This is a genomic window from Bradyrhizobium neotropicale, from assembly GCF_001641695.1.
In the GTDB taxonomy this organism is placed as follows: Bacteria; Pseudomonadota; Alphaproteobacteria; order Rhizobiales; family Xanthobacteraceae; genus Bradyrhizobium; species Bradyrhizobium neotropicale.
Map to the genome: position 1 here is coordinate 37,123 of NZ_LSEF01000033.1, position 23,370 is coordinate 60,492.

General features: G+C 65.4%; 22 protein-coding genes and 2 pseudogenes. 15 read left to right on the forward strand and 9 right to left on the reverse strand.

Translation table 11 applies throughout. The features are described from left to right. Positions 1 to 175: 175 nt before the first annotated feature. From AXW67_RS08305 to AXW67_RS08330, 6 genes are read left to right on the forward strand one after another with little or no spacing between them, the layout of a single operon-like run. Positions 176 to 1,285 carry a BMP family ABC transporter substrate-binding protein gene (locus AXW67_RS08305; protein ID WP_063677471.1) on the forward strand — a complete coding sequence of 370 codons (1,110 nt, stop codon included), beginning with the start codon at positions 176 to 178 and terminating at the stop codon, positions 1,283 to 1,285. Then, positions 1,282 to 2,394 carry an ABC transporter permease gene (locus AXW67_RS08310; protein WP_063677472.1) on the forward strand — a complete coding sequence of 371 codons (1,113 nt, stop codon included), beginning with the start codon at positions 1,282 to 1,284 and terminating at the stop codon, positions 2,392 to 2,394. Before AXW67_RS08305 ends, AXW67_RS08310 begins: the two co-directional genes overlap by 4 nt. Position 2,395: 1 nt before the next feature. Further along, positions 2,396 to 3,322: an ABC transporter permease gene (locus AXW67_RS08315; RefSeq protein WP_063677473.1), complete on the forward strand. Its 927-nt coding sequence runs from the start codon at positions 2,396 to 2,398 to the stop codon at positions 3,320 to 3,322. 25 nt (positions 3,323 to 3,347) lie between these two features. After that, positions 3,348 to 4,031 (forward strand): biuret amidohydrolase, encoded by a 684-nt coding sequence (gene biuH / locus AXW67_RS08320; RefSeq protein WP_063677474.1) that lies wholly within the window; start codon positions 3,348 to 3,350, stop codon positions 4,029 to 4,031. Beyond that, positions 4,028 to 5,560 (forward strand): ABC transporter ATP-binding protein, encoded by a 1,533-nt coding sequence (locus AXW67_RS08325; protein ID WP_082907829.1) that lies wholly within the window; start codon positions 4,028 to 4,030, stop codon positions 5,558 to 5,560. Before biuH ends, AXW67_RS08325 begins: the two co-directional genes overlap by 4 nt. A 13-nt stretch (positions 5,561 to 5,573) precedes the next feature. Beyond that, on the forward strand, positions 5,574 to 6,059 hold the full coding sequence (locus tag AXW67_RS08330; RefSeq protein ID WP_063677475.1) for a nucleoside deaminase: 486 nt from the start codon (positions 5,574 to 5,576) through the stop codon (positions 6,057 to 6,059). Between the two features lie 171 nt (positions 6,060 to 6,230). Here the strand turns inward: AXW67_RS08330 and AXW67_RS08335 are convergent, their stop codons facing one another. After that, positions 6,231 to 7,337: a hypothetical protein gene (locus AXW67_RS08335; protein WP_063677476.1), complete on the reverse strand. Its 1,107-nt coding sequence runs from the start codon at positions 7,335 to 7,337 to the stop codon at positions 6,231 to 6,233. Positions 7,338 to 7,628: 291 nt separating this feature from the next. On the opposite strand from AXW67_RS08335, the gene AXW67_RS08340 reads away from it, so the two are divergent. The 5 genes from AXW67_RS08340 (at position 7,629) to AXW67_RS08360 (ending at position 12,610) form a co-directional block, all read left to right on the forward strand. Next, positions 7,629 to 7,820: a hypothetical protein gene (locus tag AXW67_RS08340; RefSeq protein ID WP_063677477.1), complete on the forward strand. Its 192-nt coding sequence runs from the start codon at positions 7,629 to 7,631 to the stop codon at positions 7,818 to 7,820. 88 nt (positions 7,821 to 7,908) lie between these two features. Further along, positions 7,909 to 9,480, forward strand: a complete 1,572-nt coding sequence (locus AXW67_RS08345; protein ID WP_063677478.1) for an ABC transporter ATP-binding protein — start codon at positions 7,909 to 7,911, stop codon at positions 9,478 to 9,480. Continuing rightward, complete coding sequence (locus tag AXW67_RS08350; RefSeq protein ID WP_063677479.1) at positions 9,464 to 10,555, forward strand: ABC transporter permease; 1,092 nt, start codon at positions 9,464 to 9,466, stop codon at positions 10,553 to 10,555. The genes AXW67_RS08345 and AXW67_RS08350 overlap by 17 nt, the downstream gene beginning before the upstream one ends. Continuing rightward, complete coding sequence (locus AXW67_RS08355) at positions 10,542 to 11,459, forward strand: ABC transporter permease (protein WP_063677480.1); 918 nt, start codon at positions 10,542 to 10,544, stop codon at positions 11,457 to 11,459. Before AXW67_RS08350 ends, AXW67_RS08355 begins: the two co-directional genes overlap by 14 nt. 74 nt (positions 11,460 to 11,533) lie before the next feature. Then, positions 11,534 to 12,610 carry a BMP family ABC transporter substrate-binding protein gene (locus AXW67_RS08360; RefSeq protein ID WP_063677628.1) on the forward strand — a complete coding sequence of 359 codons (1,077 nt, stop codon included), beginning with the start codon at positions 11,534 to 11,536 and terminating at the stop codon, positions 12,608 to 12,610. 93 nt (positions 12,611 to 12,703) lie between these two features. Here the strand turns inward: AXW67_RS08360 and AXW67_RS08365 are convergent, their stop codons facing one another. Next, positions 12,704 to 14,053, reverse strand: coding sequence for an 8-oxoguanine deaminase (locus AXW67_RS08365; protein ID WP_063677481.1), 1,350 nt, complete (start codon positions 14,051 to 14,053; stop codon positions 12,704 to 12,706). A 149-nt stretch (positions 14,054 to 14,202) separates the two neighbouring features. Between AXW67_RS08365 and AXW67_RS08370 the strand changes: the two genes are divergently transcribed. Beyond that, the gene (locus tag AXW67_RS08370) at positions 14,203 to 15,030 is read left to right on the forward strand and encodes an FAD binding domain-containing protein (protein ID WP_063677482.1); all 828 of its coding nucleotides are present in this window, start codon (positions 14,203 to 14,205) and stop codon (positions 15,028 to 15,030) included. Then, complete coding sequence (locus AXW67_RS08375) at positions 15,027 to 17,753, forward strand: molybdopterin-dependent oxidoreductase (RefSeq protein ID WP_063677483.1); 2,727 nt, start codon at positions 15,027 to 15,029, stop codon at positions 17,751 to 17,753. The genes AXW67_RS08370 and AXW67_RS08375 overlap by 4 nt, the downstream gene beginning before the upstream one ends. On the opposite strand, the gene uraD is transcribed toward AXW67_RS08375, so the two are convergent. From uraD to AXW67_RS08395, 5 genes and pseudogenes are all read right to left on the reverse strand, one after another. Further along, positions 17,750 to 18,637: a 2-oxo-4-hydroxy-4-carboxy-5-ureidoimidazoline decarboxylase gene (gene uraD / locus AXW67_RS08380; protein WP_063677484.1), complete on the reverse strand. Its 888-nt coding sequence runs from the start codon at positions 18,635 to 18,637 to the stop codon at positions 17,750 to 17,752. The two genes, AXW67_RS08375 and uraD, sit on opposite strands and share 4 nt — an antisense overlap. Before the next feature lie 7 nt (positions 18,638 to 18,644). Then, positions 18,645 to 19,332: polysaccharide deacetylase family protein (locus AXW67_RS08385; RefSeq protein WP_245315480.1), on the reverse strand; the 688-nt coding region annotated here is incomplete at its 5' end. A gap of 1 nt (position 19,333) precedes the next feature. Next, positions 19,334 to 19,572: pseudogene (locus tag AXW67_RS43850) on the reverse strand (allantoinase); the annotation flags it as partial. Position 19,573: 1 nt separating this feature from the next. Beyond that, entirely contained in the window at positions 19,574 to 19,987 is a 414-nt protein-coding gene (locus AXW67_RS08390; RefSeq protein ID WP_027551079.1) for a DUF3830 family protein, read from the reverse strand. Positions 19,988 to 20,079: 92 nt separating this feature from the next. Then, a complete protein-coding gene (locus AXW67_RS08395; RefSeq protein ID WP_035684263.1) occupies positions 20,080 to 20,352 on the reverse strand; it encodes a hypothetical protein in 273 nt (90 codons plus the stop codon). A gap of 232 nt (positions 20,353 to 20,584) precedes the next feature. On the opposite strand from AXW67_RS08395, the gene AXW67_RS08400 reads away from it, so the two are divergent. Continuing rightward, the gene (locus tag AXW67_RS08400) at positions 20,585 to 20,797 is read left to right on the forward strand and encodes a hypothetical protein (protein WP_245315482.1); all 213 of its coding nucleotides are present in this window, start codon (positions 20,585 to 20,587) and stop codon (positions 20,795 to 20,797) included. Between the two features lie 171 nt (positions 20,798 to 20,968). Here AXW67_RS08400 and AXW67_RS08405 read toward each other — a convergent pair whose 3' ends face one another. Next, entirely contained in the window at positions 20,969 to 21,358 is a 390-nt protein-coding gene (locus AXW67_RS08405) for a hypothetical protein (protein ID WP_027551082.1), read from the reverse strand. Between the two features lie 290 nt (positions 21,359 to 21,648). On the opposite strand from AXW67_RS08405, the pseudogene AXW67_RS40325 reads away from it, so the two are divergent. After that, a pseudogene (locus AXW67_RS40325) lies at positions 21,649 to 21,898 on the forward strand (DUF2798 domain-containing protein). 104 nt (positions 21,899 to 22,002) lie between these two features. Here the strand turns inward: AXW67_RS40325 and AXW67_RS40330 are convergent. Beyond that, positions 22,003 to 23,319, reverse strand: coding sequence for an alpha/beta hydrolase (locus AXW67_RS40330; protein WP_082907830.1), 1,317 nt, complete (start codon positions 23,317 to 23,319; stop codon positions 22,003 to 22,005). Positions 23,320 to 23,370: the final 51 nt, after the last annotated feature.

Here is a 23,370-nt window from a genome sequence, read left to right on the forward strand (position 1 = left end):
AGCCTCGTCTGCCCAAGATTCAGACGAACCTCCTTTTATCGTAAAATCAATATCTTAATCCTGAATGCCCGCGCACTAGCCTCTGGCACGAAGCTTGCGACACCTTGGCTTGGGCTCCGCCAGACCGGCGCAGCCGCCAGAGATTTAAGCGGTTCATCCGCCAAGGGAGCAACCAATGGATTTTGGCAGGATTTCACGACGGCAATTGCTGCAGGGCGGCGCGGCCCTCACCCTCGGCGCCGCAGTCGGCGCCCGTCCGGCCTTCGCGGCCGAGACGACCATCGGCTTCATCTATGTCGGTTCGCGCGACGACTACGGCTACAACCAGGCGCATGCGCAGGGGGCAGCGGCGCTGAAGAAGATCCCGGGCCTGAAGGTCATCGAGGAAGAGAAGGTGCCGGAGACCGACGCGGTCGAGAAGACGATCGAGTCCATGATCAATCTCGACGGCGCCACCCTGCTCTTCCCGACCTCGTTCGGCTATTACAATCCACACATGGTCAAGATGGCCAACAAGTACCCGAAGCTGCGCTTCGAGCACTGCGGCGGCCTCTGGTCCGACAAGGACCCGAAGAACGCCGGCAGCTATTTCGGCTATATCGACGAGGCCCAGTACATCTCCGGCATCGTCGCCGGCTACACGTCGAAGAGCGGCAAGCTCGGCTTCGTCGCTGCAAAGCCGATCCCGCAGGTGCTGCGCAACATCAACGCCTTCACGCTCGGCGCAAGGCTCGCCAATCCGAAGGCCACGACGCAGGTGATCTTCACAGGCGACTGGTCTATGCCGGTCAAGGAAGCCGAAGCCACCAACAGCCTGATCGACCAGGGCGTCGATGTGCTGACCTGCCATGTCGACGGCCCGAAGACCATGGTCGAGAACGCGGCGCGCCGCGGCGCCATGGTCTGCGGCTATCACACCAACCAGTCGGCGCTGGCGCCGAAAGCCTATCTCACCGGCGCCGAATGGAATTGGGAAGTGCTCTATCCGAAGTTCGTCAAGATGATCGCCGCGGGCGAGGTCATCCCGAACTTCTATCGCGGTGGCCTGAAGGAAGAGGTCGTCAAGGTCTCGCCCTATGGCGAGGCGGTCTCGGCCGAGGCGCGCAAGCACGCCGATGACATCAAGGCGAAGCTCGCGGCCGGCAACTACGTCATCTTCCAGGGCCCGATCACCGACAACAAGGGCAACACGGTGATCACGGCCGGCACCGAACGCAGCCAGCAGGATCCCGAGCTCGAGAAGATGGACTATCTCGTCGAAGGCGTGCTCGGAGCGACTTCGTGACGACGGAAACGGCGGATCCGGTCAGTGCGGTCGGGGCCGTCGCCCCAGCCGCCGATGCGGGATTTCTCCAGCGTCATGGCGCGACCATCGAGTATGTTCTGATCCCGGGCGCGGCGCTCGTCGGCGCGCTCGCATTGTTCGGTATCTTCGTCGCGCTGTTTGGAAAGAATCCACTCGATCTCTATTTCTACATGTACCAGGGCGCCTTCGGCACCTGGTTCTCCTGGCAGAACACGCTGACGCGCGCGGCGCCCCTGATCCTCACCGCGCTCTGCACAGCACTGCCGGCGCAGCTCGGCATGGTCATCATCGGCGGCGAAGGCGCGCTTCTGATCGGCGCGTTATCGGCGACCAGCGCCGCGTTGGCGCTTCAGGGCATGCCGCCGCTCGTCATTCAGATCGCCATGGTCTGCGCCGGCGTGATCGGGGGCGGCCTGTGGATCATGCTGTCAGGCGCGCTGCGTCAGTATCGCGGCGTCAACGAGACCATCTCGAGCCTGCTGCTCGTCTACATCGCGCTGGCGATCCTCAACCATCTCGTCGAAGGCGTGATGCGTGATCCCGCGAGCCTCAACAAGCCGTCGACCCGCGAGATCAGTGCCGTCAACATGATCGGCACCATCCCGGGCACGGACGTGCATTGGGGTCTCGTCTTCGGCCTGGTCGCCGCGGTCGCCGCCTATATCCTGATCTATCACACCGTGTTCGGCTTCGCCGCGCGGGTTGCCGGCGGCAACATCCGCGCCGCGAAGATCGTCGGCCTCGGCGTCGGCAGGCTCATTCTCACCATCTGCTTTCTCGCCGGCGGCGCCGCGGGCCTTGCCGGCATGGTCGAGGTCGCGGCGGTGCAGGGGCGCACCAATGCGAACCTTGCCGCAGGCTACGGCTTCACCGGCATCCTCGTCGCCTTCCTGGCGCGGCAAAATCCGCTCGCGATCATCCCGGTCGCGATCCTGCTCGGCGGCATCAGCGCCAGCGGCGGCCTGTTGCAGCGCCGCCTGGGGCTGCCCGATGCGTCCGTGCTGGTGCTCCAAGGCATCATCTTCGTCTTCGTGCTGGCAAGCGATGCGCTCTACGGCCGCATCGGCTTCTTGAAAGGCAAGTCCTGACATGGCGGACGGATCGATCGGACTCTGGACCGTGCCGCTCGCCGTGCTCGGCGGCGCCATTCGCGTCTCCACGCCGTTCCTGTTCGTGAGCTTGGGGGAATGCATCACCGAGCGCTCCGGGCGCATCAATCTCGGCCTCGAAGGCACGCTGGTGATGGGCGCAATGAGCGCCTACGGCATCTCCTACCTCTCGGGCTCGCCATGGCTCGGCGTGCTCGCCGCCGGCATTACCGGCGCCATGCTCGGTGCACTGCATGCCGGCATCTGCTCGCTGCCGCGCGTCAATGACGTCGCGGTCGGCATCGCCTTGATGCTGTTCGGCACCGGGCTCGCCTTCTATCTCGGCAAGCCGCTGATCGAGCCCACCGCGCCGCGCCTGCCAGCAATCGATTTCGGCTGGTGGAGCGACATCCCGCAGCTGCGCGCGGCGCTGCGCGTCAACGTCCTCTTCCTGATCGGCGTCGCGCTCGCACCGATCCTCTATTGGGCCTTCCGCACCACGCGGTGGGGCCTCCTGATCCGCACCGCCGGCGAGAGCTCAGACGCCGCGCGCGCGATGGGCCACTCCGTGCTGCTGATCCGCCTGCGCGCGACCATGGTCGGCGGCTTCCTCGCCGGCATCGGCGGGTCCTTCCTGTCGCTGTTCTATCCTGGAAGCTGGAACGAGGGCCTGTCCTCCGGCCAGGGCATCACGGCCGTGGCGCTCGTGATCTTCGCGCGCTGGGATCCCCTGCTCTGCCTGTGGGCCTCGCTCGCCTTCGGCGGCGCCGCGGCACTGGGCCCGGCGCTGCAATCGGTCGGCGTCACCTCCGGCTATCACCTCTTCAACGCCGCGCCCTACATTCTGACGCTGGCGATCATGATCATCACCTGCTCGCCGAAGCGGACGCTGACCGGCGCCCCCGCTGAACTCTCGATCACACGGTAATCCCCGCGCATCCACGAGGTCGTCCATGCCCGAGCGCTATATCAAGTCCGAGCCCTACGCCTGGCCCTACAACGGCGACCTCCGGCCTGCGAACACGGCACTCGTCATCATCGACATGCAGACCGATTTCTGCGGCATCGGCGGCTATGTCGACAAGATGGGCTATGATCTCTCGCTGACGCGGGCGCCGATCGAGCCGATCAAGAAGCTGCTCGCAGTGATGCGCAAGCAGGGGTTCCACATCATCCATACCCGCGAAGGCCACCGCCCCGATCTGTCCGACCTGCCCGCCAACAAGCGCTGGCGCTCGCGCCAGATCGGTGCCGGGATCGGCGATCCCGGCCCGTGCGGCCGCATCCTGGTGCGCGGCGAGCCAGGCTGGGAGATCATCCCCGAGCTCGCGCCGCTGCCGGGCGAGCCCGTCATCGACAAGCCCGGCAAGGGCTCGTTCTGCGCCACCGATCTGGAGCTGATCCTGCGCGTGCGCGGCATCGAGAACATCGTGCTCACCGGTATCACCACCGACGTCTGCGTCCACACCACCATGCGCGAGGCCAACGACCGCGGCTTCGAATGCGTGCTGCTACACGATTGCTGCGGCGCGACCGACAAGAGCAACCACGACCATGCCCTGAAGATGATCAAGATGCAGGGCGGCGTGTTCGGTGCGGTCTCGACATCCGATGCCTTTATCGGAGCGATCTCGTGATCATCGGCGAGACGCCCCCGCCGTCAGGCGCCTTCGGCGTCGACGCCATCGCCATGACCATGCGCTTCGGCGACTTCCTGGCGCTGGACAATGTCGAGCTGAAGGTGCGCCCCGGCTCCTTCCATGCGCTGCTCGGCGAGAACGGCGCCGGCAAGTCGACGCTCGTCAAATGCATCATGGGCTACTACCACGCGACCGAAGGCGACATCCTGGTCGGCGGCCGCGAGCAGGCGATCGGCAATCCCAAGGATGCCCACGCGCTCGGGCTCGGCATGGTCTACCAGCACTTCACGCTGGTGCCGGCCATGACGGTTGCCGAAAATCTCGTGCTGGCGCGTGACGACGTACCGGCCGTCGTGAATTGGCCGAAGGAGATGAAGGAGCTCGAGGCCTTCCTGGCCCGAATGCCCTTCAAGGTGCCGCTCGGCGCAAAGGTTTCCGACATCTCCGCCGGCGAGCGGCAGAAATGCGAGATCCTCAAGCAGCTCTATTTGAAGCGCCGCTTCCTGATCCTGGACGAGCCGACCTCGGTGCTGACGCCTGCGGAGGCCGACGAGGTGCTCGGCATGCTCCGCGACATGGTCGTGAAGGGCGAGCTGACGATCCTGATGATCACTCACAAGTTCCGCGAGGTCATGGCCTTCGCCGACGAGGTCACGATCCTGCGCCGCGGCAAGCTCGCCGGACACGGCAAGGTCGCCGAGCTCACGCCGGATGCGATGGCCCGCACCATGATCGGCGCGGAGGAGCTGACGGTGCAGCCGGCGCGCACCGGCGAAGCCGGTAAGGCGCGGCTGGAGCTGGCAAAGCTTCGCGCGCTCGACGATGCCGGCGCCACTGCCGTGCATGACGTCTCGCTGACAGTGCGCGCCGGCGAGATCGTCGGCATCGCCGGCGTCTCCGGCAACGGACAGCGCCAGCTCGTCGAGGTCTTGGCCGGCCAGCGCGAGGCCGAGAGCGGCGAGATCCGCGTCGCGGGCGATCCCTATCACGCCAGCCGCGAGGAGATGCGCCGGCACAGAATGTCGCTGCTGCCCGAAGAGCCGCTCAAGAACGCCTGCGTCGGCGGCATGAGCGTCGCCGATAACATCGCCTTCCGCGAATTCGACCGCGCGCCCTTCGCAAGCGGCGGCTGGTGGCTCAACCGCGGCGCCTTCCGCGACGACGCCAGGAAGAAGATCGCGCAGTACAAGATCAAGACCCGCACGCCGGAGACGCCGATCTCGGCGCTGTCGGGCGGCAATGTGCAGCGCGCCGTGCTCGCCCGCGAGCTCGCCGGAGACGTCGAGGTGCTGATCGCGGCCAATCCCTGCTTCGGGCTCGACTTCGCGGCTGTGGCGCAGATCCACGCCGAGATCATGGCCGCCCGCAATCGCGGCGCCGCGGTGCTGCTGGTCAGCGAGGACCTCGACGAGCTGCTCGAACTGTCGGATCGGTTGGTGGTAATGTTCCACGGCGAATTCGTGTATGAAGCACGAACCAGCGAGGCCGACCTGACCGTGGTCGGCCGTCACATGGCGGGACATTGACCGCGGAGCAGCGATGAGCGCCGCATCGGAACGCGACCAACAGTTCTTGCGCCTGTCCTTCGCGGTCGCGCGCCGCGCGCTCACCCATGGCAACCATCCCTTCGGCTGCCTTGTGGTCGATGCGGGCGGCAAGGTGCTGATCGAGGCCGAAAACGGCTACATGCCGGACCACGACGGCACCGCGCATGCCGAGCGCCTGGCAGCCACGCAAGCTTGCCGCACGCTCAGCTCCGAGGTGCTGGCGAAGGCGACGCTCTATTCCTCGGCCGAACCCTGCGCGATGTGTGCCGGCGCGATCTACTGGGCCGGCATCGGCCGCGTCGTCTATGGCCTCAGCGAGCACCGCCTGCGCGGTGTCACCGGCAACCACCCGGAAAATCCCACGCTCGACCTGCCTTGCCGCACGGTTTTCGCCAGCGGCCAGCGCCCCACCGAAGTCGTCGGCCCGCTGCTGGAAGACGAGGCCGAAGCGCTGCACGACGGCGTGTGGACGAAGTAGGCGCTGTTGTAGCCGTCGTAGGGTGGGCAAAGCGAAGCGTGCCCACCAATTGCGAACCGCGATTCCGGAAAGTGGTGGGCACGGCGCAATGCGCCTTTGCCCACCCTACGGCGGACGCGCAAATGGCGCCGCGCATTCTCGCGCGACGCCATCCTCAGGTCCGTCCGCCGATCAGAACTTCATGGTGATGCCACCATAAACCGTGGACTCGGTGCAGCTCTTGGTGCTCTGGCCGGTCGCGGCGACTGTGCAGACGCCGGGCATGGCGTTGTGGTCGAGGCCGAACTTGTTCTGCCAGTAGCGATAGGCGACCCAGAGGTCGACGAAGTGCGAGTACTTGTCGCCCCACACCGCCTTCGCGGCATCGAAGGTCAGGCGTATCGGCTCGCTGTTCAGCTCAGTCTTGGACGCCGTGGAGAAGCGGCCGATGCCCGAGAGCGCAGGGAGGCCATTCGAGTCACCCTTCGGCCCGTACCAGCCGGCGCGGCCGCTGATCGACCAGAACTGCATGCTCGGCGGCAGGAAGCCGAGGTCCATGTAGTAGTTGATTTCGACCGCCCAGGTCGGGTTGTAGCTGACATTGCCATCCGAGTTGCAGGCGACGCCCGCGGGCCCGGCGACGAACAGTCCGCACTGGGTGAAGGCATTGTGGTTCGAGAACTCCCAGTACATCAACGGCGCGACGTTGATGTAGCCCTTGTAGGGAAGGTCGAAGGCGAACTGCAGACCGGCGACGACGTCGCGCTTGGCCGGCGCGAGGAAGGTGTTCTCGCTGTTGCCGTCCATACCGACTTCGAACGAGACGTTGTGCAGCGGCCCCATGGTGAAGGCCTTGGTGTTGAACAGCTCGTTCCAGCCGAAGGTCGAGCGGAACAGGCCGTAGATTTCGGTGGCGCCCGCGCAGTTGCCGGCGGCGCCGCTGATGGTCACGCCCGGCGCGGTGCAGGGCGAGGCCGGGTCGTTGTGACCCGACTTGAACATCGAGATGGTGAAGAAGTTGGTGCCGTACGACCACAGGTCGAAGTGGGTGAAGGAATAGACCTGCTTGGCGGTGGTGCCGTTGATGCTGCCATTCGGATTGACGCTCCACATGCCGGGATCAGTGCCCTTGGGCATCCAGGAGAACGTCACGCGGTTATCGATCACGAGGAAGAACGGAAGATCGGCCGGCTTCTTGGTGGCCTTGACCGGTAAATCCGCCGCGAGAGCTGGGCCACCATTGGCCAGCGTAGCAAGTGACAGCATCGTTGCTGCCATTGCCATGTAACGAAACGACATTCTGAAGACCCCCAAGTTTGACAATTAGAAATGACCGCCCTTGGGTGCGACACTTGCGCCGATATCCCGGAGTGAGAAGCCTCATCTTTTTCCAGGGCGTGCCGTATGTTTCGGCAGCACGCAGCGTCTCATCGCGGATTTGCAGGCATCACGCGCGCTGCTTGCGTGCGCTTGACGCATGCTCGTTGCCGAACATTCCCGTTTGGTTTTTTCGGTCTTTTCTAGGCGTCGCGCGAAGCATCGATCGCGCAGTACGGCGGTCGCTTTCGCGTCGTGGCGATGCATGCAGGGATGGCGACGCTGCTGCTCAACTTCTCGTCAAGCCTGCACAGCGGGTTCCGATTTGGTTTGAACCGTCACAAAATTGCAACAGGCGCGACCCGTCTCGGCGATCGCGGCAGCCTTCCAGACCACAACTGGCCGCCTTTCCCGCTCTCTGACATGGACACGCCTCGCGAACGCTGGCGCCTGCCAAAGCATTGAGCAAGGGATGGCGCTTTTTCACATCTTACGCGGCAGTTCAAACTAGCCCACAATTGAGGCAACTCACCCCCTGCAAGTGTACCAGCGCATGTTAGACCCGACGCCCAACGGCCTGCATTCCGGCGAACCGCCGCTGCTTCAGACGCGCGGGCTCACCAAGCGCTATGGTGATTTCGTCGCCAACGACTCTATCGACATCGAGATCCGGCCCGGGGAGATCCATGCGCTGCTCGGCGAGAACGGCGCCGGCAAGTCGACGCTGGTCAAGGCGATCTACGGGCTGATCCAGCCCAGCGCCGGCGAGATTAGCTGGCAGGGTCGGCCGATCGTCCTGTCCGGTCCCTCGGACGCACGCCGCCGCGGCATCGGCATGGTGTTCCAGCACTTCTCGCTGTTCGACAATCTCACCGTCGCCGAGAATGTCGCGCTCGGCCTCGACGGGAGTGAGTCCTTCAAGGACATGTCGGCGCGGCTCGCGCAGGTATCGAAGACCTACGGCCTCCCGCTCGATCCCAAACGCGAGGTCTGGCAATTGTCAGTCGGCGAACGCCAGCGCATCGAGATCGTCCGCGCGCTGATGCAGGATCCGAAATTCCTGATCCTGGACGAGCCCACGGCGGTGCTGACGCCACAGGAGGCCGATCAGCTCTCCATCGTGCTGGAACGGCTCAAGGCTGAGGGCCGCGCCATCCTCTACATCAGTCACAAGCTCGACGAGGTGAAGCGGCTCTGCGACACCGCCACTATCCTGCGCGCCGGGAAGAAGGTCGCGACCCGCAACCCACGGCTCGAGACCGCGGCCTCGCTGGCGCGCATGATGGTGGGTAGCGAGATCAAGGAAGTGAGGGCCGCGGCCGGCCGGCAGACCACGGTGCCGCGGCTGGTCGTCAACGATCTCTCGCTGGCGCCAGCCGAGGCGCATGGCGTGCGGCTCGAACACGTCTCGTTCGAATTGAAGGGCGGTGAGATCCTCGGCATCGCCGGCGTGGCCGGCAACGGACAGGACGAGCTGTTCGCCGCGCTCTCCGGCGAGCGACTGTCGAAAGACCCGGGCGCCGTGGTGATCGAAGGCATCGCCGCCGGCCATCTCTCGATCACCGGGCGGCGCAAGCTGGGCGCGGCGTTCGTGCCGGAGGAGCGGCTCGGCCACGGCACCGCGCCGCGCATGAAGCTGTCGGAGAATGCGTTGCTCACCGGCCACGCCGCGAGCCGCATGGTTCGTCACGGCTTCATCGACACCGCAGCGACACTGAAGACCGTCGACACGGCGACCGAGACGTTCGACGTGCGCAAGGCCAAGCGCGATCCGGAAGCGGCAAGTCTCTCCGGCGGCAATCTGCAGAAATTCATCGTCGGTCGCGAGATCCTGCGCAACCCGGCGGTGCTGGTGGTGAGCCAGCCCACTTGGGGCGTCGACGCCGGCGCGGCCGCCGTGATCCGCCAGGCACTGCTTGATCTGGCGACGGAGGGCGCAGCGGTGCTGGTCACGAGTCAGGACCTCGACGAGCTCGTCGAAATCACCGACCGCATCGCCGTGATGTTCCACGGACGGCTGTCGGTGCCGCTGCCGACCCGCGAAACCACGCGCGAAAAACTCGGCCTGTTGATGGGCGGCAGCAGTCTGGAGCCGAAGGAGGCCGTGCATGCATCTGGTGCTTGAGAAGCGTGCCGAGCGCTCTGGCACGATCGCGCTGGTCTCTCCCCTGATCGCGATCGGATTGACGCTTCTGACCATGGTGATCCTGTTCGCGATCCTCGGTAAGAATCCGCTGCTCGCGCTCGATGCCTATTTCATCGCGCCGCTGACCGACGGCTATTCGCTGCAGGAGATCGCAGTGAAGGCGACGCCGCTGGTGATGATCGCGATCGGGCTGTCGCTGTGCTATCTCGCCAACGCCTGGAACATCGGCGCCGAGGGGCAATTCCTCATCGGTGCGGTGGCCGGAAGCTGGATCGCGGTGAAGACACAAGGCACCGATGCCGGGGCCTGGGTGCTGCCGGCCATGCTGCTGCTCGCAGCAGTCGCGGGCGCGCTCTACGCGCTCATTCCGGCAATCTGCAAGGTGAGGTTCGGCGCCAGCGAAATCCTGACCAGCCTGATGCTGGTCTATATCGCCGACCTCTCGCTCGACTACCTCGTGCGCGGGCCCTGGCGCGATCCGCACGGCTTCAACTTTCCGACCACCGCGGAGTTCGATCCGGTGGCGACGGTCCCGCTCCTGATCGAGGGCGGCCGGCTGCATCTCGGGTCCATCATCGCGCTGCTGGTGGTTGCGGCGGCGGCGATCCTGCTCGGGCGTACCATCAAGGGATTCGAGATCCGTGTGGTGGGCGCGGCGCCACGCGCGGCGCGGTTCGGCGGCTTCAACGCCAACCAGCTGGTCATCCTGACCTTCGCGGTCTCCGGCGCACTGGCGGGCCTCGCCGGCATCATCGAGGTCGCTGGTCCCGTCGGACATCTCCAGCCCGGCATCTCGCCCGGCTATGGCTTTACCGCGATCATCGTCGCCTTTCTCGGCCGGCTGAACCCGGTTGGAATACTAATTGCAGGTCTGTTCCTCGCATTGACCTTTATCGGCGGCGAGCAGGCCCAGATCGCAATGAAGATCCCGTTGGATGTCACCAAGGTTTTCCAGGGCATTCTGCTGTTCTACGTGCTCGCCTGCGATTCCCTCATTCTCTACCGTTTCCGGCTGGTCTTCTCGAACCGTCAGGTGACCCGTGGAGCTGGTTGAGGCCATCATCCTGTCGGTGCTCGCCGCTTCGACGCCGCTGCTGATTGCGGCGACCGGCGAGCTCCTGACCGAGCGCTCCGGCGTGCTCAATCTCGGCGTCGAGGGCATGATGATCATGGGTGCGGCCTGCGGCTTTGCCGGCGCCTGGCTGAGCGGCTCGATCCTGGTCGGCGCGCTCTGCGGCATGGTCGCGGGGACCCTGATGTCACTGATCTTCGCGCTGATGGCGCTCGGGCTCGCCGTCAACCAGGTTGCGACCGGCCTCGCGCTGACCATCCTCGGCGTCGGCCTCTCCGGCCTGATCGGCGCCGGTTTTGTCGGCGAGCGCATCACTCCGGCTGCGCATCTCGACATTCCCGGCCTCACGGATATCCCCTTCATCGGCAACGTGCTGTTCGGCCAGGACGCCTTCGTCTATCTCTCGCTGGCGTTGATCGTCGGCGTGTGGTGGTTCCTGTACCGCACCCGGCCGGGCCTGATCCTGCGCGCCTGCGGCGACAACCACCTCTCCGCGCATGCGCTCGGCTATCCCGTGCTGCGCATCCGCACCCTGGCCGTGATGTTCGGCGGCGCCTGTGCCGGGCTTGCCGGCGCTTATCTGCCGCTCGCCTACACGCCGTTCTTCATTCCCGGCATGACCGCCGGTCGCGGCTGGATCGCCCTGGCGCTGGTCGTGTTCTCATCCTGGCGGCCGGGGCGGCTTGTCGTCGGCGCCTATTTGTTCGGCGCGGTGACGATCCTGCAACTGCACGCGCAGGGCTGGGGCGTCGGCATTCCCTCGCAGTTCATGTCGGCGCTGCCGTATCTCGCGACCATCATCGTTCTGGTCCTGCTGTCCCGCGCGCGCACCGGTGGCTCGACCGCGCCGGCCGCACTCGGCACCGTATTCGTGCCCGACCGCTGATTTTTTCCGTAGCGTGCGCGAAGGGGCGCGCATGGTGCGGATCGTGGCTTTCCCCGACTGTTTGGAGATTGATGATGAGGAAAACACTTCTTGCGCTGGCTGCCGGGCTTCTGCTTGCCGGGAGCGTCGGTGCAGCCTCTGCCGCCGACAAACTGAAGGTCGGTTTCATTTATCTCGGTCCGATCGGCGATCTCGGCTGGACCTATCAGCATGAGCTCGCCCGCCAGGCGCTGGTGAAGGAGCTCGGCGACAAGATCGAGACGACCTATCTCGAGAACGTCCCCGAAGGTCCCGACGCCGAACGCGCGATCGAGCAACTCGCCCGCGCCGGCAACAAGCTGATCTTCACGACCTCGTTCGGCTACATGGATCCGACACTGAAGGTCGCCAAGAGATTTCCGAACGTGCATTTCGAGCACGCCACCGGCTACAAGCGCAACGCGAACATGTCGACCTATTCGGCGAGATGGTACCAGGGCCGCTACATCCAAGGCCTGATCGCGGCCAAGATGTCGAAGTCAGGCGTGCTCGGCTATATCGGCTCGTTCCCGATTCCCGAGGTCGTCTCCGGCATCAACGCGACGATCCTCGCGGCGCAGACCATCAACCCGAACATCAAGGTCAAGATCATCTGGGCCAACACCTGGTTCGATCCGGGCAAGGAGGCCGATGCTGCCAAGGCGCTGATCGACCAGGGCGCTGACATCATCATGCAGCACACGGATTCGCCGGCGGCGATGCAGATCGCCAGCGAGCGCGGCAAGCTCGCCTTCGGCCAGGACTCCGAAATGATCAAGTTCGGGCCGAAGACGCAGCTGACCTCGATCCTAGACACCTGGGGCCCCTACTACATCGCCCGCGTCAAGGCCGAGCTCGACGGCACCTGGAAGTCGGAGGATAGTTGGGGCGGCCTCGACAGCCACATGTTCGCGATGGCGCCGTACACCAACATGCCCGACGACGTGAAGAAGATGGCCGAAGACGCCCAGGCGGCGATCACGGCCGGCAAGCTGCATCCGTTCAAGTGCCCGATCGTTGGGCAGGACGACAAGCCGATCGAGTGCAAGGGCGGCGATCATCTCGACGACGGCCAGATCCTCGGCATGAATTTCTACGTCAAGGGCATCGACGACAAGCTTCCCGGCAAGTAGCACGCTTCTTGCTTCGGGGAATTCACCTGCTCCTCCCGGAGGAGGTTCGAGGGGGTAGCCACAAGCACCCGGCACTTGTAGTTGCCCCCTCTTCTATCCTGCCTGCATCGCGCGTGCCGCCGTACTGTGGCGGCGGATGAGACCGGCGACGTCCAGTCCCGGTATCGCGCCATCGACCACGGCCCATTTGCCCGCGACCATCACCCGGTCGGCCCGGTGCGCGCCACACAGCACGAGCGCGGCCAAGGGATCGCCATGGCCGGAGAAGCGCAATTCGTCGAGCTTGAACAGCGCCAGATCAGCCGCCTTGCCGACGGCGATCTCGCCGAGCTCGGGACGGCCGACGCAGGCCGCCGAACCCTTGGTGGCCCAGCGCAGCGCGTCCTTGTGGCTGACCTTGGTGACGCCGTAACGTGCCCGCTGCAGCAGGAACGCCGCGCGCACCTCCTGCATCAGGTTCGACGCATCGTTGGAGGCGGGGCCGTCGACGCCGATCCCGATCCCGACGCCGGCCTCCTCCATCTCGCAGACCGGGCAGCAGCCGGATGCGAGAAGCTGGTTGCTGCAAGCACAGTGGCTAATCGCTGTCCCCGCCCTGCCGAGCCGCTTCATCTCGTCGGCGTTGAAGAAGATGCCGTGCGCGAGCCAGGTCCGCGCATTGAGCCAGCCGCACTGCTCGAGATAATCGAGCGGACGGCAGCCATGCATTTGCAGGCAGAACCGGTTCTCGTCCTCGGTCTCAGCGAGATGGGTGTGCAGGCGCACGTCGAGCTTGTCCGCGAGCTCGGCGGTGGCGCGCATGAGAGACGTCGTCACCGAAAAGGGCGAGCATGGCGCGAGCGCGATCTGCACCATCGCATCTTCGCCGCGCTGGTGATGTTGGGCGACAACGCGGGCGCTATCTGCCAGAATCGTGTCCTCGTCCTGCACGACGCTGTCCGGCGGCAGGCCGCCGTCGCGCTGGGACAGGTTCATCGAGCCGCGCGTGAGCAGCACCCGCACGCCGAGCCGTCTGGCCACCGCAACCTCGATGTCGACGGCGTCTTCGAGCCCGGCCGGAAACACGTAATGATGATCCGTCGTGGCGGTGCAACCGGAGAGCAGGAGCTCGGACATCGCCACGGTGACGCCGAGTTCCAGCGATTCCGGCGTGAGCTTCGCCCACACCGGATAGAGCGCCTGGAGCCAGGGAAACAGCTCCCGGTCCATCGCCGCCGGCAACGCTCGCGTCAGCGTCTGGTAGAAATGGTGATGCGTGTTGATGAGGCCGGGCAGCACGACGTGCTCGCCTGCGTCGAACACCGCGACATCGGCGGTGGCGGGCTGAGCGCCCGCGGGCACGAGCTCGACGATCCGGCCATCCCTGACCACGATCCCGCGCTCCGCACCGTCGGCGAGGATGGCCAGAGGATCCCTGATCCAGATCGGCTTGGCGTCGCTCATGATCCATTTCTCCTCACATCCGCGTATGACGGGCCTGCAAGGCGAGGGCCAGCAGGTTCGCGGAGGTCTTGCTACTTGTTGTTGCCAGTTGGCGCCGGTCTTGCAAGACTTTCCCGCAAGTAACGCATCCGGTCGAGGCTGGCCTGGCCATGGACTTGAACACCATCACGACTGTCGCCCATCCCGGGAGTCGCGCCCAACTGCCCGTTTGGACGGCAGGTGATGCTTGGCTTGCGGGCGGCACGTGGCTGTTCTCGGAACCGCAGACCCACCTCTCGCGCTTGATCGATCTCACCGATTTGAGATGGCCGGCGCTGACGATCACCGACACGCATCTTTCGATCGCCGCCACCTGCACCATCGCCCAGCTCGATGCGCTCGTGTGTCCGCCCGATTGGATCGCGGCGCCGCTGATCAACCAGTGCTGCCGCGCCTTCCTCGCCTCCTTCAAGATCTGGAAGACGGCGACTGTCGGCGGCAATCTCTGCATGTCGCTGCCGGCGGGGCCGATGATCTCCCTCACCTCTGCGCTCGGCGGCGTCTGCACCATCTGGAAAGCCGGCGGCGGCGAGCAGAAGATTCCCGTCGTCGAGTTCGTCACCGGCAACCAGCGCAACCGCCTGACAGCGGGCGATCTCTTGCGCCAGATCGATATCCCGCTTCCCGCGCTGACGCAACGCTCGGCCTTTCGCCAGATCTCGCTGACGCCGGTCGGCCGTTCGGCGGCGCTTCTGATCGGCAGCCTCGATCCCGCCGGCGTGCTGGCGCTGACGGTGACCGCATCGACGGTGCGCCCGATCCGGATCTCCTTTCCGAAGCCGCCCGATGCGAGCGCGCTTCGCGACGCGATTGCAGAGCACATCGCTGATGACCTCTACCACACCGACGTCCACGGCAATCCGTTCTGGCGCAAGCACATGACGCTGCGGCTCGCCGAGGAGATCCGCGGTGAACTGCTCGATATGGCGCGGCCATGAGTTACGAGGTCAACGGCAAGTCGTTTTCGCAGACGCCGCGCGCCGGCCAGTGCCTGCGCACCTTCCTGCACGAGCTCGGCCAGTTCGGCGTGAAGAAGGGCTGCGACGCCGGTGATTGTGGCGCGTGCACCGTGCTGCTCGACGGCGAGCCGGTGCATAGCTGCCTGATCCCGGCCTTCCGCGCCGGGGGCCGCGCGATCACCACGATCGAAGGACTTGGCGGCGACCATGGCGCGCATCCGATGCAGCGGGCGTTCCTTGATGCGCAGGGCTTCCAATGCGGCTTCTGCACCGCCGGAATGATTCTCACCTGCGCCACACTGAATCAGGCCCAGCGCACCGATCTCGGCGCCGCGCTGAAGGGCAACATCTGCCGCTGTACCGGCTATCGCTCGATCGAGGACGCGCTTGACGGCACGAGCAACGTCGATGACATGGTCGAGGCCGGCGTCGCATTCGGCCGCAGCCTGCCGGCGCCCGCCGGCCCGGACGTCGTACGCGGCAAGGCGCGCTACACCTTCGACATCGCCACCGAAGGCCTCTTGCACATCAAGCTGCTCCGCTCGCCACACGCGCACGCCAAAATCGTCGCGATCGACGCATCGGCCGCGCTGGCTGTTCCCGGCGTGCATGCGGTGCTGACGCATGAGGATGCCCCGCCCGCACTGTTCTCGACCGCGCGGCATGAGAAGGACTGGATGGATCCGGATGACACGCGCGTCCTCGACGACACCGTCCGCTTCATCGGGCAGAAGGTCGCCGCCGTTATCGCCGAAAGCGATGCCGCCGCCGAAGAGGCCTGCCGTCGGCTGAAGGTCACCTACGACATCGTGCCCGCTGTGATCGATCCGGAGCAGGCGACCGCCCCCGGGGCGCCGATCATCCATCCCGACCGGACCACCGCAAATCGCGTCGCCGACGCACAGCGCAACATCGTTGCCGAACGGCACGCCGAGTTCGGCGATGTTGCTGCCGCGCTGGCAGCCTCCGCCGTCATCTATGAAGGCACATTCACGACACAACGCGTGCAGCATGCGGCGCTGGAGACCCATGGCGGCCTCGCCTGGCTAGACGAAACCGGCGTGCTCAACATTCGCTCCTCGACGCAGGTGCCGTTCCTGACCCGGCGCACGCTGGCGGATATTTTCGGTCTTCCCGCCGACAAGGTCCGCGTGTTCTGCGAACGCGTCGGCGGTGGCTTTGGCGGCAAACAGGAGATGTTCGTCGAGGACATTCTGGCGCTCGCCGCGCTGAAGACTGGGCGACCGGTGAAGCTCGAGTTCACCCGCGAGGAGCAGTTCATCGCCACGTCGACGCGGCACCCGATGCGGATTCACGTCAAGGCCGGCGCCGACGCAAATGGCAAGCTGACCGCGTTGCAGCTCAACGTGCTCTCCAACACCGGCGCCTACGGCAATCACGCCGGCCCCGTGCTGTTCCACGCGGTGGCGGAAAGTTTTGGCGTCTACAACTGCCCGAACAAGAAGGTCGATGCGGTCGCGGTCTACACCAATACGGTACCGGCGGGCGCGTTTCGCGGCTACGGCCTGCCGCAGTCGCTGATTGCCATGGAAGCCGCGATCGACGAGCTCGCACGACAGCTCGGCATCAGCCCTTACGAGATGCGCCGTCGCAATATCGTCAAGCCCGGCGATCCCATGCTGTCGCCGCCGCCGTCCGAATACCACGACGTGCTCTATGGCTCCTACGGGCTCGACCAGTGCCTCGACCTCGTCGAGCGCGCGATGAGAGCGGATACGCCAAAGCCCGACCTCTCGCCGGAGTGGCTGATCGGGGAAGGCATCGCGCTGACCATGATCGACACGGTGCCGCCGGCCGGCCACGTCGCGGACGCCGCGATCGCGCTCAACGACGACGGCAGCTTCGATCTCACCGTCGGCACCGCCGAGTTCGGCAACGGCACCAGCACCGTGCACCGTCAGATCGCAGCCACGGTGCTCGCGACCACGGTCGACAGAATCCGCTTGCGCCAGTCCGACACCGCTCATGGCGGACACGATACCGGCGCCTATGGCAGCGCCGGCGTCTTCGTCGCCGGCAAGGCAACGCACGCCGCGACCATGCAGCTTGCGACCGAGTTGACCGCAGCCGCTGCCGAGGCCTGGTTATGCGACGCCGGGGCTTGCGTACTCGAGGACGAGGCTATCGTCAGCGGCGTCCGGCGGATGCCATTCACCGAGCTGGCAGCGATTGCGCGCGAGCGTGGCCGGCCGCTCGCGGCCAGCGGCAATTCCGGGGGCACGCCGCGCTCGGTCGCCTTCAACGTGCAGGGCTTTCGCGTGGCCGTGAACAAGGGCACCGGCGAGCTCAGGATTCTACGGAGCGTGCAGGCGGCAGATGCCGGCCGCGTCGCCAATCCCATGCAGTGCCGCGGCCAGGTCGAGGGCGGCGTGGCGCAGGCGCTCGGCGCGGCACTCTTTGAGGAGATGGTGATCGATGCGGACGGCCGCGTCGCCAACCCAAGATTCCGCGACTACCACCTGCCCTCCTTCGCCGACGTCCCGCGCACCGAGGTGTTCTTCGCCGACACGTCCGACACGGTCGGTCCGATGGGAGCGAAGTCGATGAGCGAGAGCCCATACAACCCCGTCGCCGCAGCGCTCGGCAACGCGATCGCCGATGCGACGGGCATCCGCTTCACGTCGACGCCGTTCAAGCCTGACCGGCTGTTCCCGGCGCTGCACGAGAAGTTCGGATCCTAGCTTCCGCGATAGGTTGCGTAGCTCCAGGGCGTGACCATTAGCGGCACGTGATAGTGGCCTTCGGGCTCGCTAATCGCAAAGCGCAGCGGGATCTCGTCGAGGAACGGCGGATCGGACATCGGCACGTTGCGCTCGGCGTAATATTTGCCGACGCTGAAGCGCAGCTCGTAGCGACCGATCGGCAGGGGGCGGCCGCTGATCAGGGGAGCATCGGTACGCCCGTCATGGTTGGTGACGGCACGCGTGATCACGCGGCTTTCGCCGAGGCTCGCGAGCTCGACCAGCTCGACCGCGATGCCAGATGCGGGCTTGCCGCTGTGATTGTCGAGCACATGGGTCGAGAGCCGGCCATGCACTTTGAGCTTGTCATCGGCGGCGACGAGCTGATCGAGCCGCAGCGCGGCGATGCGGCAGATCTCCTCGATCGCACGCCGCGTCTCGGTCTTGGCAATGTTGGAAAGCCGCGTCTCGAAATCGCGCAGGATGGAATCCTTGCTGTGACGGCGCACGCAGACGATATAGGGAAAGCCGAATTTGTCGCAATAAGCTTTGTTGACGCGCTCGAACGCCGCGTATTCCGCCTCTGACAGCCGGTCAAGACCGGCGCTGTTCTGCTCGGCGTTCGACTCGGCGGTGAGCCCCGCCGCACGCTGCGTCTTGTCCGCGAGGTCGGGATGCGCGCGGATCAGCGCCAGCTGCAGGTCGGGCAAAGCACTCTGGATCGCCGCCTTGATCGCATCGAACAATTGATTGATGCCGGCGAATGGACGACGCGCGGCCACTTGCTCGGCAATCCACGGCGAATATTCGACGACATTGGCGAGCGCGGCCACGAACTCGGCCTGGCTCGCGGCATTGAGATCGGACAGGGCGACCTGCGACATTGCTTCCTCAGCCGATCTCGAACGCGCCTTCGGCGAGATGCGCGTGCTTGTCGTGCCAATGCTGCGCGATCTGCAATCGCGTCGGCACCCAGACGCGATCGTGCTTGCCGATATAGTCGAGGAAACGGATCAGGCCCGCGGCGCGGCCGGGCCGGCCGGCGAGCCGGCAGTGCAGCCCCACCGACATCATCTTCGGCGCGGTCTCGCCTTCGACATAGAGCACGTCGAAGGCATCCTTCAGGTAAGTGAAGAACTGCTCACCTTCCGCAAAGCCTTGCGGGTTGATGAAGCGCATATCGTTGGCATCGAGCGTGTAGGGAATGACGAGCTGCTTGCCGTTCGGCCCCTTGACCCAGTAGGGCAGATCGTCGGCATAGGAGTCGCAGAGATAGAGGAAGCCGCCCTCCTCCATCAACAGGCGGTTGGTGTTGATCGAGGAGCGCCCGGTGTACCAGCCGAGCGGCCGCGAGCCGGTGGCTTCGGTGTGAACACGGATCGCCTCCGCGATCTCGGCGCGCTCCTGCGCCTCGGTCATGTCCTTGTGCTCGATCCATTTGAGGCTGTGGCTCGCAATGTCCCAGCCCGCCTCTTTCATCGCCGCGACGATTTCCGGATTGCGCTTCAGCGCGGTGGCGACGCCGAACACGGTCGTCGGCCACTTCCGTTCACCGAACATCCGCCACAGCCGCCAGAAGNGAGCCATATTCGAACATCGATTCGATATTGGCGTGGCGCTGGCCCGGCCAGGGCTGCGCGCCGAGCACGTCGGACAGGAACGCTTCCGAAGCGCGGTCGCCGTGCAGGATGTTGTTCTCGCCGCCTTCCTCGAAATTGACGACGAACTGCACCACCACCCGCGCATTGCCCGGCCATTGCGGATGCGGCGGGTTGCGGCCGTAGCCGCGAAGATCGCGCGGGTAGGGTGGCTCCTGCAACTCAGACTTCCTCGAAGCGGATCGGGAGGGCGCCCTTCCACAGCACGCTCTTGCCGAGAGTGGCGAGATTTTCCAGGCCCGAGGTCAGGGTGATGAAATGGTTGCCGGCGAGCTGGCCCATCTTGCTCGCGAAGTGCACGCCGCCATAGGCGAGCAGGATCTCGGTCTCGCTGATGCCGCCGGGATAGAGGATGATGTGGCCGGGCGCGGGATAGCTGGTGTGGTTCTCGTAGCCGACGCCGAAGTCGAGATCGCCGAGCGGCATCCACACGCCCTCGCCGCTCCAGCGCACATGGATGATGTGGCTCTCGAACGGCATGGCCTTGCGGAACGCGGCGACGGTCTTGGGCGCAAGCTGCTCCTCGAAGCGGGCATCGAAGGTGAAATCGCCGGCGCGGATAACGAGTTTGCTCATCTCATCTCTCTGGGTCGGAGGGCTTTGGCCCTCCAAGGGAACTTTCAAGCAAAGAGCATTCCGGACCGGCGCGCGCAAGTGCCGCGGCCCCGTCACCTGCGGTCGTAGGACCAGCCGAAAATCCCGCTTCGCCGCACTTCCGGCTCCGGCTCGGCAACCGGCGGCGGCGCCTCTTTCAGCTCCGCCTGTGGAGGCGGCGCCGGAAGGTGCTCGCATGTCATGGCGTAGACCAGCTTGCCGTCTGCGGTACGTCCGATCGGGGCGCAGGGGTCGGGTCGCGCCGCCGTATTCTTCGGCGTCAACTTGACTTGCGCCACGGCCGGCGACGCCATCAACAACAGGACCAGCAGATATCTCGATATCATTGTCGCTCGAAACCTCGGATCGTCCCATTCAACCGGATTGCGCGGGTCAAGTCCATCGGCGGCGCGGGCGCAATTGCCGAATATTTAGCCGCGACCAAAAGATTTGCTCGCTCCATCGTGATGGCGCCTGCCGTCATAGTCCGCAGCGCACATCGCCATCTCAGCCGCGAGGACGCACGCGAGACAGTCCGCTCGCAACCAACGTGTCATCACGGGAGAAACGACAATGCGAATGACCTTGACCATCCTCGGCGCCACGCTGATCGCCGCAATCACAATCCACGCGGCCGCGGCAAGCGGCCGCCATCACACCCGCAAGGCGAAACCCGCCCCCGTCACCCAGTCGATACGTGACTCCAACGCCGCGCTGTGGCCGTCACAACCGACCGAGCCCGACTGGTCGCGCTACGCCAACGGCGCAATGTCGGCGCCCGCGGGGTGGTGATGCGAGAGGCGCGATGCTTTGGCCGTAGTGAGGCATCCCGCCGGACTCTCGGATGTCGCCCTGGCGAAAGCCGGGACGACATTGGCTGCACATGAAGCGCAACTGCCCCAACGTTGCCATTGCGAGCCGGCATCGGCTACGCAGGCACTGCCCTGTTTGATGGCGCAACGGTCAGTAGGGCTGATAATAGCCCGGACCGCCATAGTAGCCCGGACCGCCATAGTAGCCGTAGCCGGGACCATAGTAGTGCCGCGGGCCGCCGTAGTAATAATTGTCTTCGTAGTATTCGCGGCGCTGGCTCTCCGCGATCGCCCCCGCGATAATGCCGGTCGCCGCGCCCATGAAAGCGAGACCCGCCGCACTTGGACCCCGACGATAATAGCGGTGGCGACGGGCGGCGCTGAAGTCGGTCGCCGCGGATGCATTCGAGCTCGCAGCAACCGCTTTACGTGGCGAGGTCGCCGTCGAGGGCGATGCGGAGGCCGCAACCAGGGCGAGGCTTGCGAACGCGGCCAGGACGGTGTTGTGGCCAACTCTGAAATTCATGGGTCCATCGCGCATCTGAGGGTCCTCTGTTCTCACCCAAAGCAGAGATAGGAAAACGACACGCAACGCGCAAACCATTGAGATGGTTTCTTGATCGCGGCAATCTGCCACGCCTTGAACGATTGTAAACCGAACAACCAAGTCCAGCTTGATCGATTCAACCTGAGCGGATAATGAACAGCCGCGCCGTTTTTCGGTCGCCGTAAGCGTTTCACGTGAACCAACGCATCAACCGACGCCGTCGGGATCGATGCAATTCTAAGGGTTCAACGTGACCGACGCGTCCTTTTCTTCAAGAGAAACAGATGATTGCGGTTCGCAAACTGCCGACGCGCTATGCGCCGATCGTCATGCCATTTGTGCTTTCCATCCTTATGACGGCCGTGGTGTCGATCATTTCGACACTGAGGAGCCTCGGGCCGACGCCTGCCTTCCTGGCCACCTGGCTGGGCGCTGTCGTGGCTCGTCGCCTTTCCGACGTTGCTCGTGGTCCTGCCAATGGTCCGCCGGATCGTGGCATGCCTCGTCGTGCCTTCACCTCAACCAGGCCAATAGCCGGCACGGACGGCGGCGCAAAGCCGCCGTCCTGCTTCCATGATTGCTCGACACTTCGCGCCGTCGCGACACCGTCCGCGACCTCTGGAATGAGGGGGCAACGTCTAGGCCCGGTAGTTCCAGTATTTTCGGAGCGCGTCGCCCGTGGCCTGAAGATCGAAGCGCTGATCCGGCGTGAGCTGCTGCACGATCAGGCCGAACATGTCGTTGAGGATCGAGCGCTTGCTGCCGAAATAGGAATGGCGCAGCCCGACGAGGCTGGTATCGACCAGCGAGGCGTCGATCGTATCGACGCCGTCGACGACCAGCAGCGCCGGGCCGGCTTCGCCCGCCCGCGGATAGCCGTGCACCAGTCTCGAGGCCATCAGCGCGACGTCGCTTGACGACGCATAGAGCGTGCAGCGGCGCGCGCAGCCCTTGAACTTCTCGGCGAGCTGGACGAAGCGGTCGCGGCCGATGTCGGGCGCAGCAAAGATGACCTGGCACAGCGTCGCGGCGCCGGGCGGCAATTGCCAGGACCTGACGCGCTCGAGCGTGTTGATGAGCGCGCGGTTGCCCATGCTGTGGGCGATGACGTGAACCTCGCGGGCGCCGATCTCGGTCAGCGCAAGCCGGAAAAACGCCTCGAAATGCTCGCGCGACCATTCGATCGTGTCTTCGTCCACCGTGTACTGCTTCGGGTCCGCCGCCGACGCCCAGCTATACAGAAGGGTCCTGCCGGCGAATTTCAGATCGACGGAAATCTGCGCGGCACGCCGCGCCGCATCCTCGAACGACACGTTGTAGCCGTGCACGAAGATGAGAACGTCGCGCTGGTCGGCCGCAGCGAGCGAGTCCGCCAAGCTGGCGGTGAACACATCCCGGCCGAGCATTTCGACCGCCATCAGGATCACATGCTTCTCGGGATCTTGCGAGAATTCGAGACGCCACCAGCTCGGCCCGGTCAGCTCACCGACGTTGCGGCCGCGCGTCGGCACGCTGACCTCTGCGATCCCGAAGGCCGGCCCTGCGCGGCGGCCCGTATAGTAGTTCGCCGGCGTGTCGTCGCCGCGCGCGCGATCGGTGCCATAGAAGACGGGAATCTTGACGATGCCGGTGACGTCGTCGGTGCTCGGCCGGACGATCTGCGTGGGGCCGGTCGGCGGGACGCGGCCGCGGCGGATTATGATTTCGGGACCGAATGTGGGTGCCGGTGGCCGCACCGCGCGCTCGACGAGCTCTGCAGCCGGCGCCTCCGCGAGCAGCCGTTGGACCAGCGCATCGAGCGTGCGACGAAGCTCGACCGGGTCGTCGCCGCGGCCGGCTCGTCCGGCGAGTTCCAGCAACTCGTCGCTGTAGGCCGGCCATTTGTCGCCAAGCAGATCCTTCAACCCGGGCCCGAGGTCGAGCAAGGCGATCAACAGGCGCAGCGTCTCGGACATCGCGCATCCCTCGTCAGCGGGGCCGGCCAGGGACATGGCCCGGCGGAGCCA

What these genes read in the sequence shown, in the direction of transcription:
- AXW67_RS40330 (WP_082907830.1), bottom strand. Translation starts at nt 23,319, where the DNA reads ATGTCCGAGACGCTGCGCCTGTTGATCGCCTTGCTCGACCTCGGGCCC.
- AXW67_RS08315 (WP_063677473.1), top strand. Translation starts at nt 2,396, where the DNA reads ATGGCGGACGGATCGATCGGACTCTGGACCGTGCCGCTCGCCGTGCTC.
- AXW67_RS08390 (WP_027551079.1), bottom strand. Translation starts at nt 19,987, where the DNA reads ATGAGCAAACTCGTTATCCGCGCCGGCGATTTCACCTTCGATGCCCGC.
- AXW67_RS08365 (WP_063677481.1), bottom strand. Translation starts at nt 14,053, where the DNA reads ATGAGCGACGCCAAGCCGATCTGGATCAGGGATCCTCTGGCCATCCTC.
- AXW67_RS08395 (WP_035684263.1), bottom strand. Translation starts at nt 20,352, where the DNA reads ATGATATCGAGATATCTGCTGGTCCTGTTGTTGATGGCGTCGCCGGCC.
- AXW67_RS08405 (WP_027551082.1), bottom strand. Translation starts at nt 21,358, where the DNA reads ATGCGCGATGGACCCATGAATTTCAGAGTTGGCCACAACACCGTCCTG.
- AXW67_RS08360 (WP_063677628.1), top strand. Translation starts at nt 11,534, where the DNA reads ATGAGGAAAACACTTCTTGCGCTGGCTGCCGGGCTTCTGCTTGCCGGG.
- AXW67_RS08335 (WP_063677476.1), bottom strand. Translation starts at nt 7,337, where the DNA reads ATGTCGTTTCGTTACATGGCAATGGCAGCAACGATGCTGTCACTTGCT.
- AXW67_RS08400 (WP_245315482.1), top strand. Translation starts at nt 20,585, where the DNA reads ATGACCTTGACCATCCTCGGCGCCACGCTGATCGCCGCAATCACAATC.
- AXW67_RS08305 (WP_063677471.1), top strand. Translation starts at nt 176, where the DNA reads ATGGATTTTGGCAGGATTTCACGACGGCAATTGCTGCAGGGCGGCGCG.
- uraD (WP_063677484.1), bottom strand. Translation starts at nt 18,637, where the DNA reads ATGTCGCAGGTCGCCCTGTCCGATCTCAATGCCGCGAGCCAGGCCGAG.
- AXW67_RS08340 (WP_063677477.1), top strand. Translation starts at nt 7,629, where the DNA reads ATGGCGACGCTGCTGCTCAACTTCTCGTCAAGCCTGCACAGCGGGTTC.
- AXW67_RS08375 (WP_063677483.1), top strand. Translation starts at nt 15,027, where the DNA reads ATGAGTTACGAGGTCAACGGCAAGTCGTTTTCGCAGACGCCGCGCGCC.
- AXW67_RS08345 (WP_063677478.1), top strand. Translation starts at nt 7,909, where the DNA reads ATGTTAGACCCGACGCCCAACGGCCTGCATTCCGGCGAACCGCCGCTG.
- AXW67_RS08350 (WP_063677479.1), top strand. Translation starts at nt 9,464, where the DNA reads ATGCATCTGGTGCTTGAGAAGCGTGCCGAGCGCTCTGGCACGATCGCG.
- AXW67_RS08370 (WP_063677482.1), top strand. Translation starts at nt 14,203, where the DNA reads ATGGACTTGAACACCATCACGACTGTCGCCCATCCCGGGAGTCGCGCC.
- biuH (WP_063677474.1), top strand. Translation starts at nt 3,348, where the DNA reads ATGCCCGAGCGCTATATCAAGTCCGAGCCCTACGCCTGGCCCTACAAC.
- AXW67_RS08330 (WP_063677475.1), top strand. Translation starts at nt 5,574, where the DNA reads ATGAGCGCCGCATCGGAACGCGACCAACAGTTCTTGCGCCTGTCCTTC.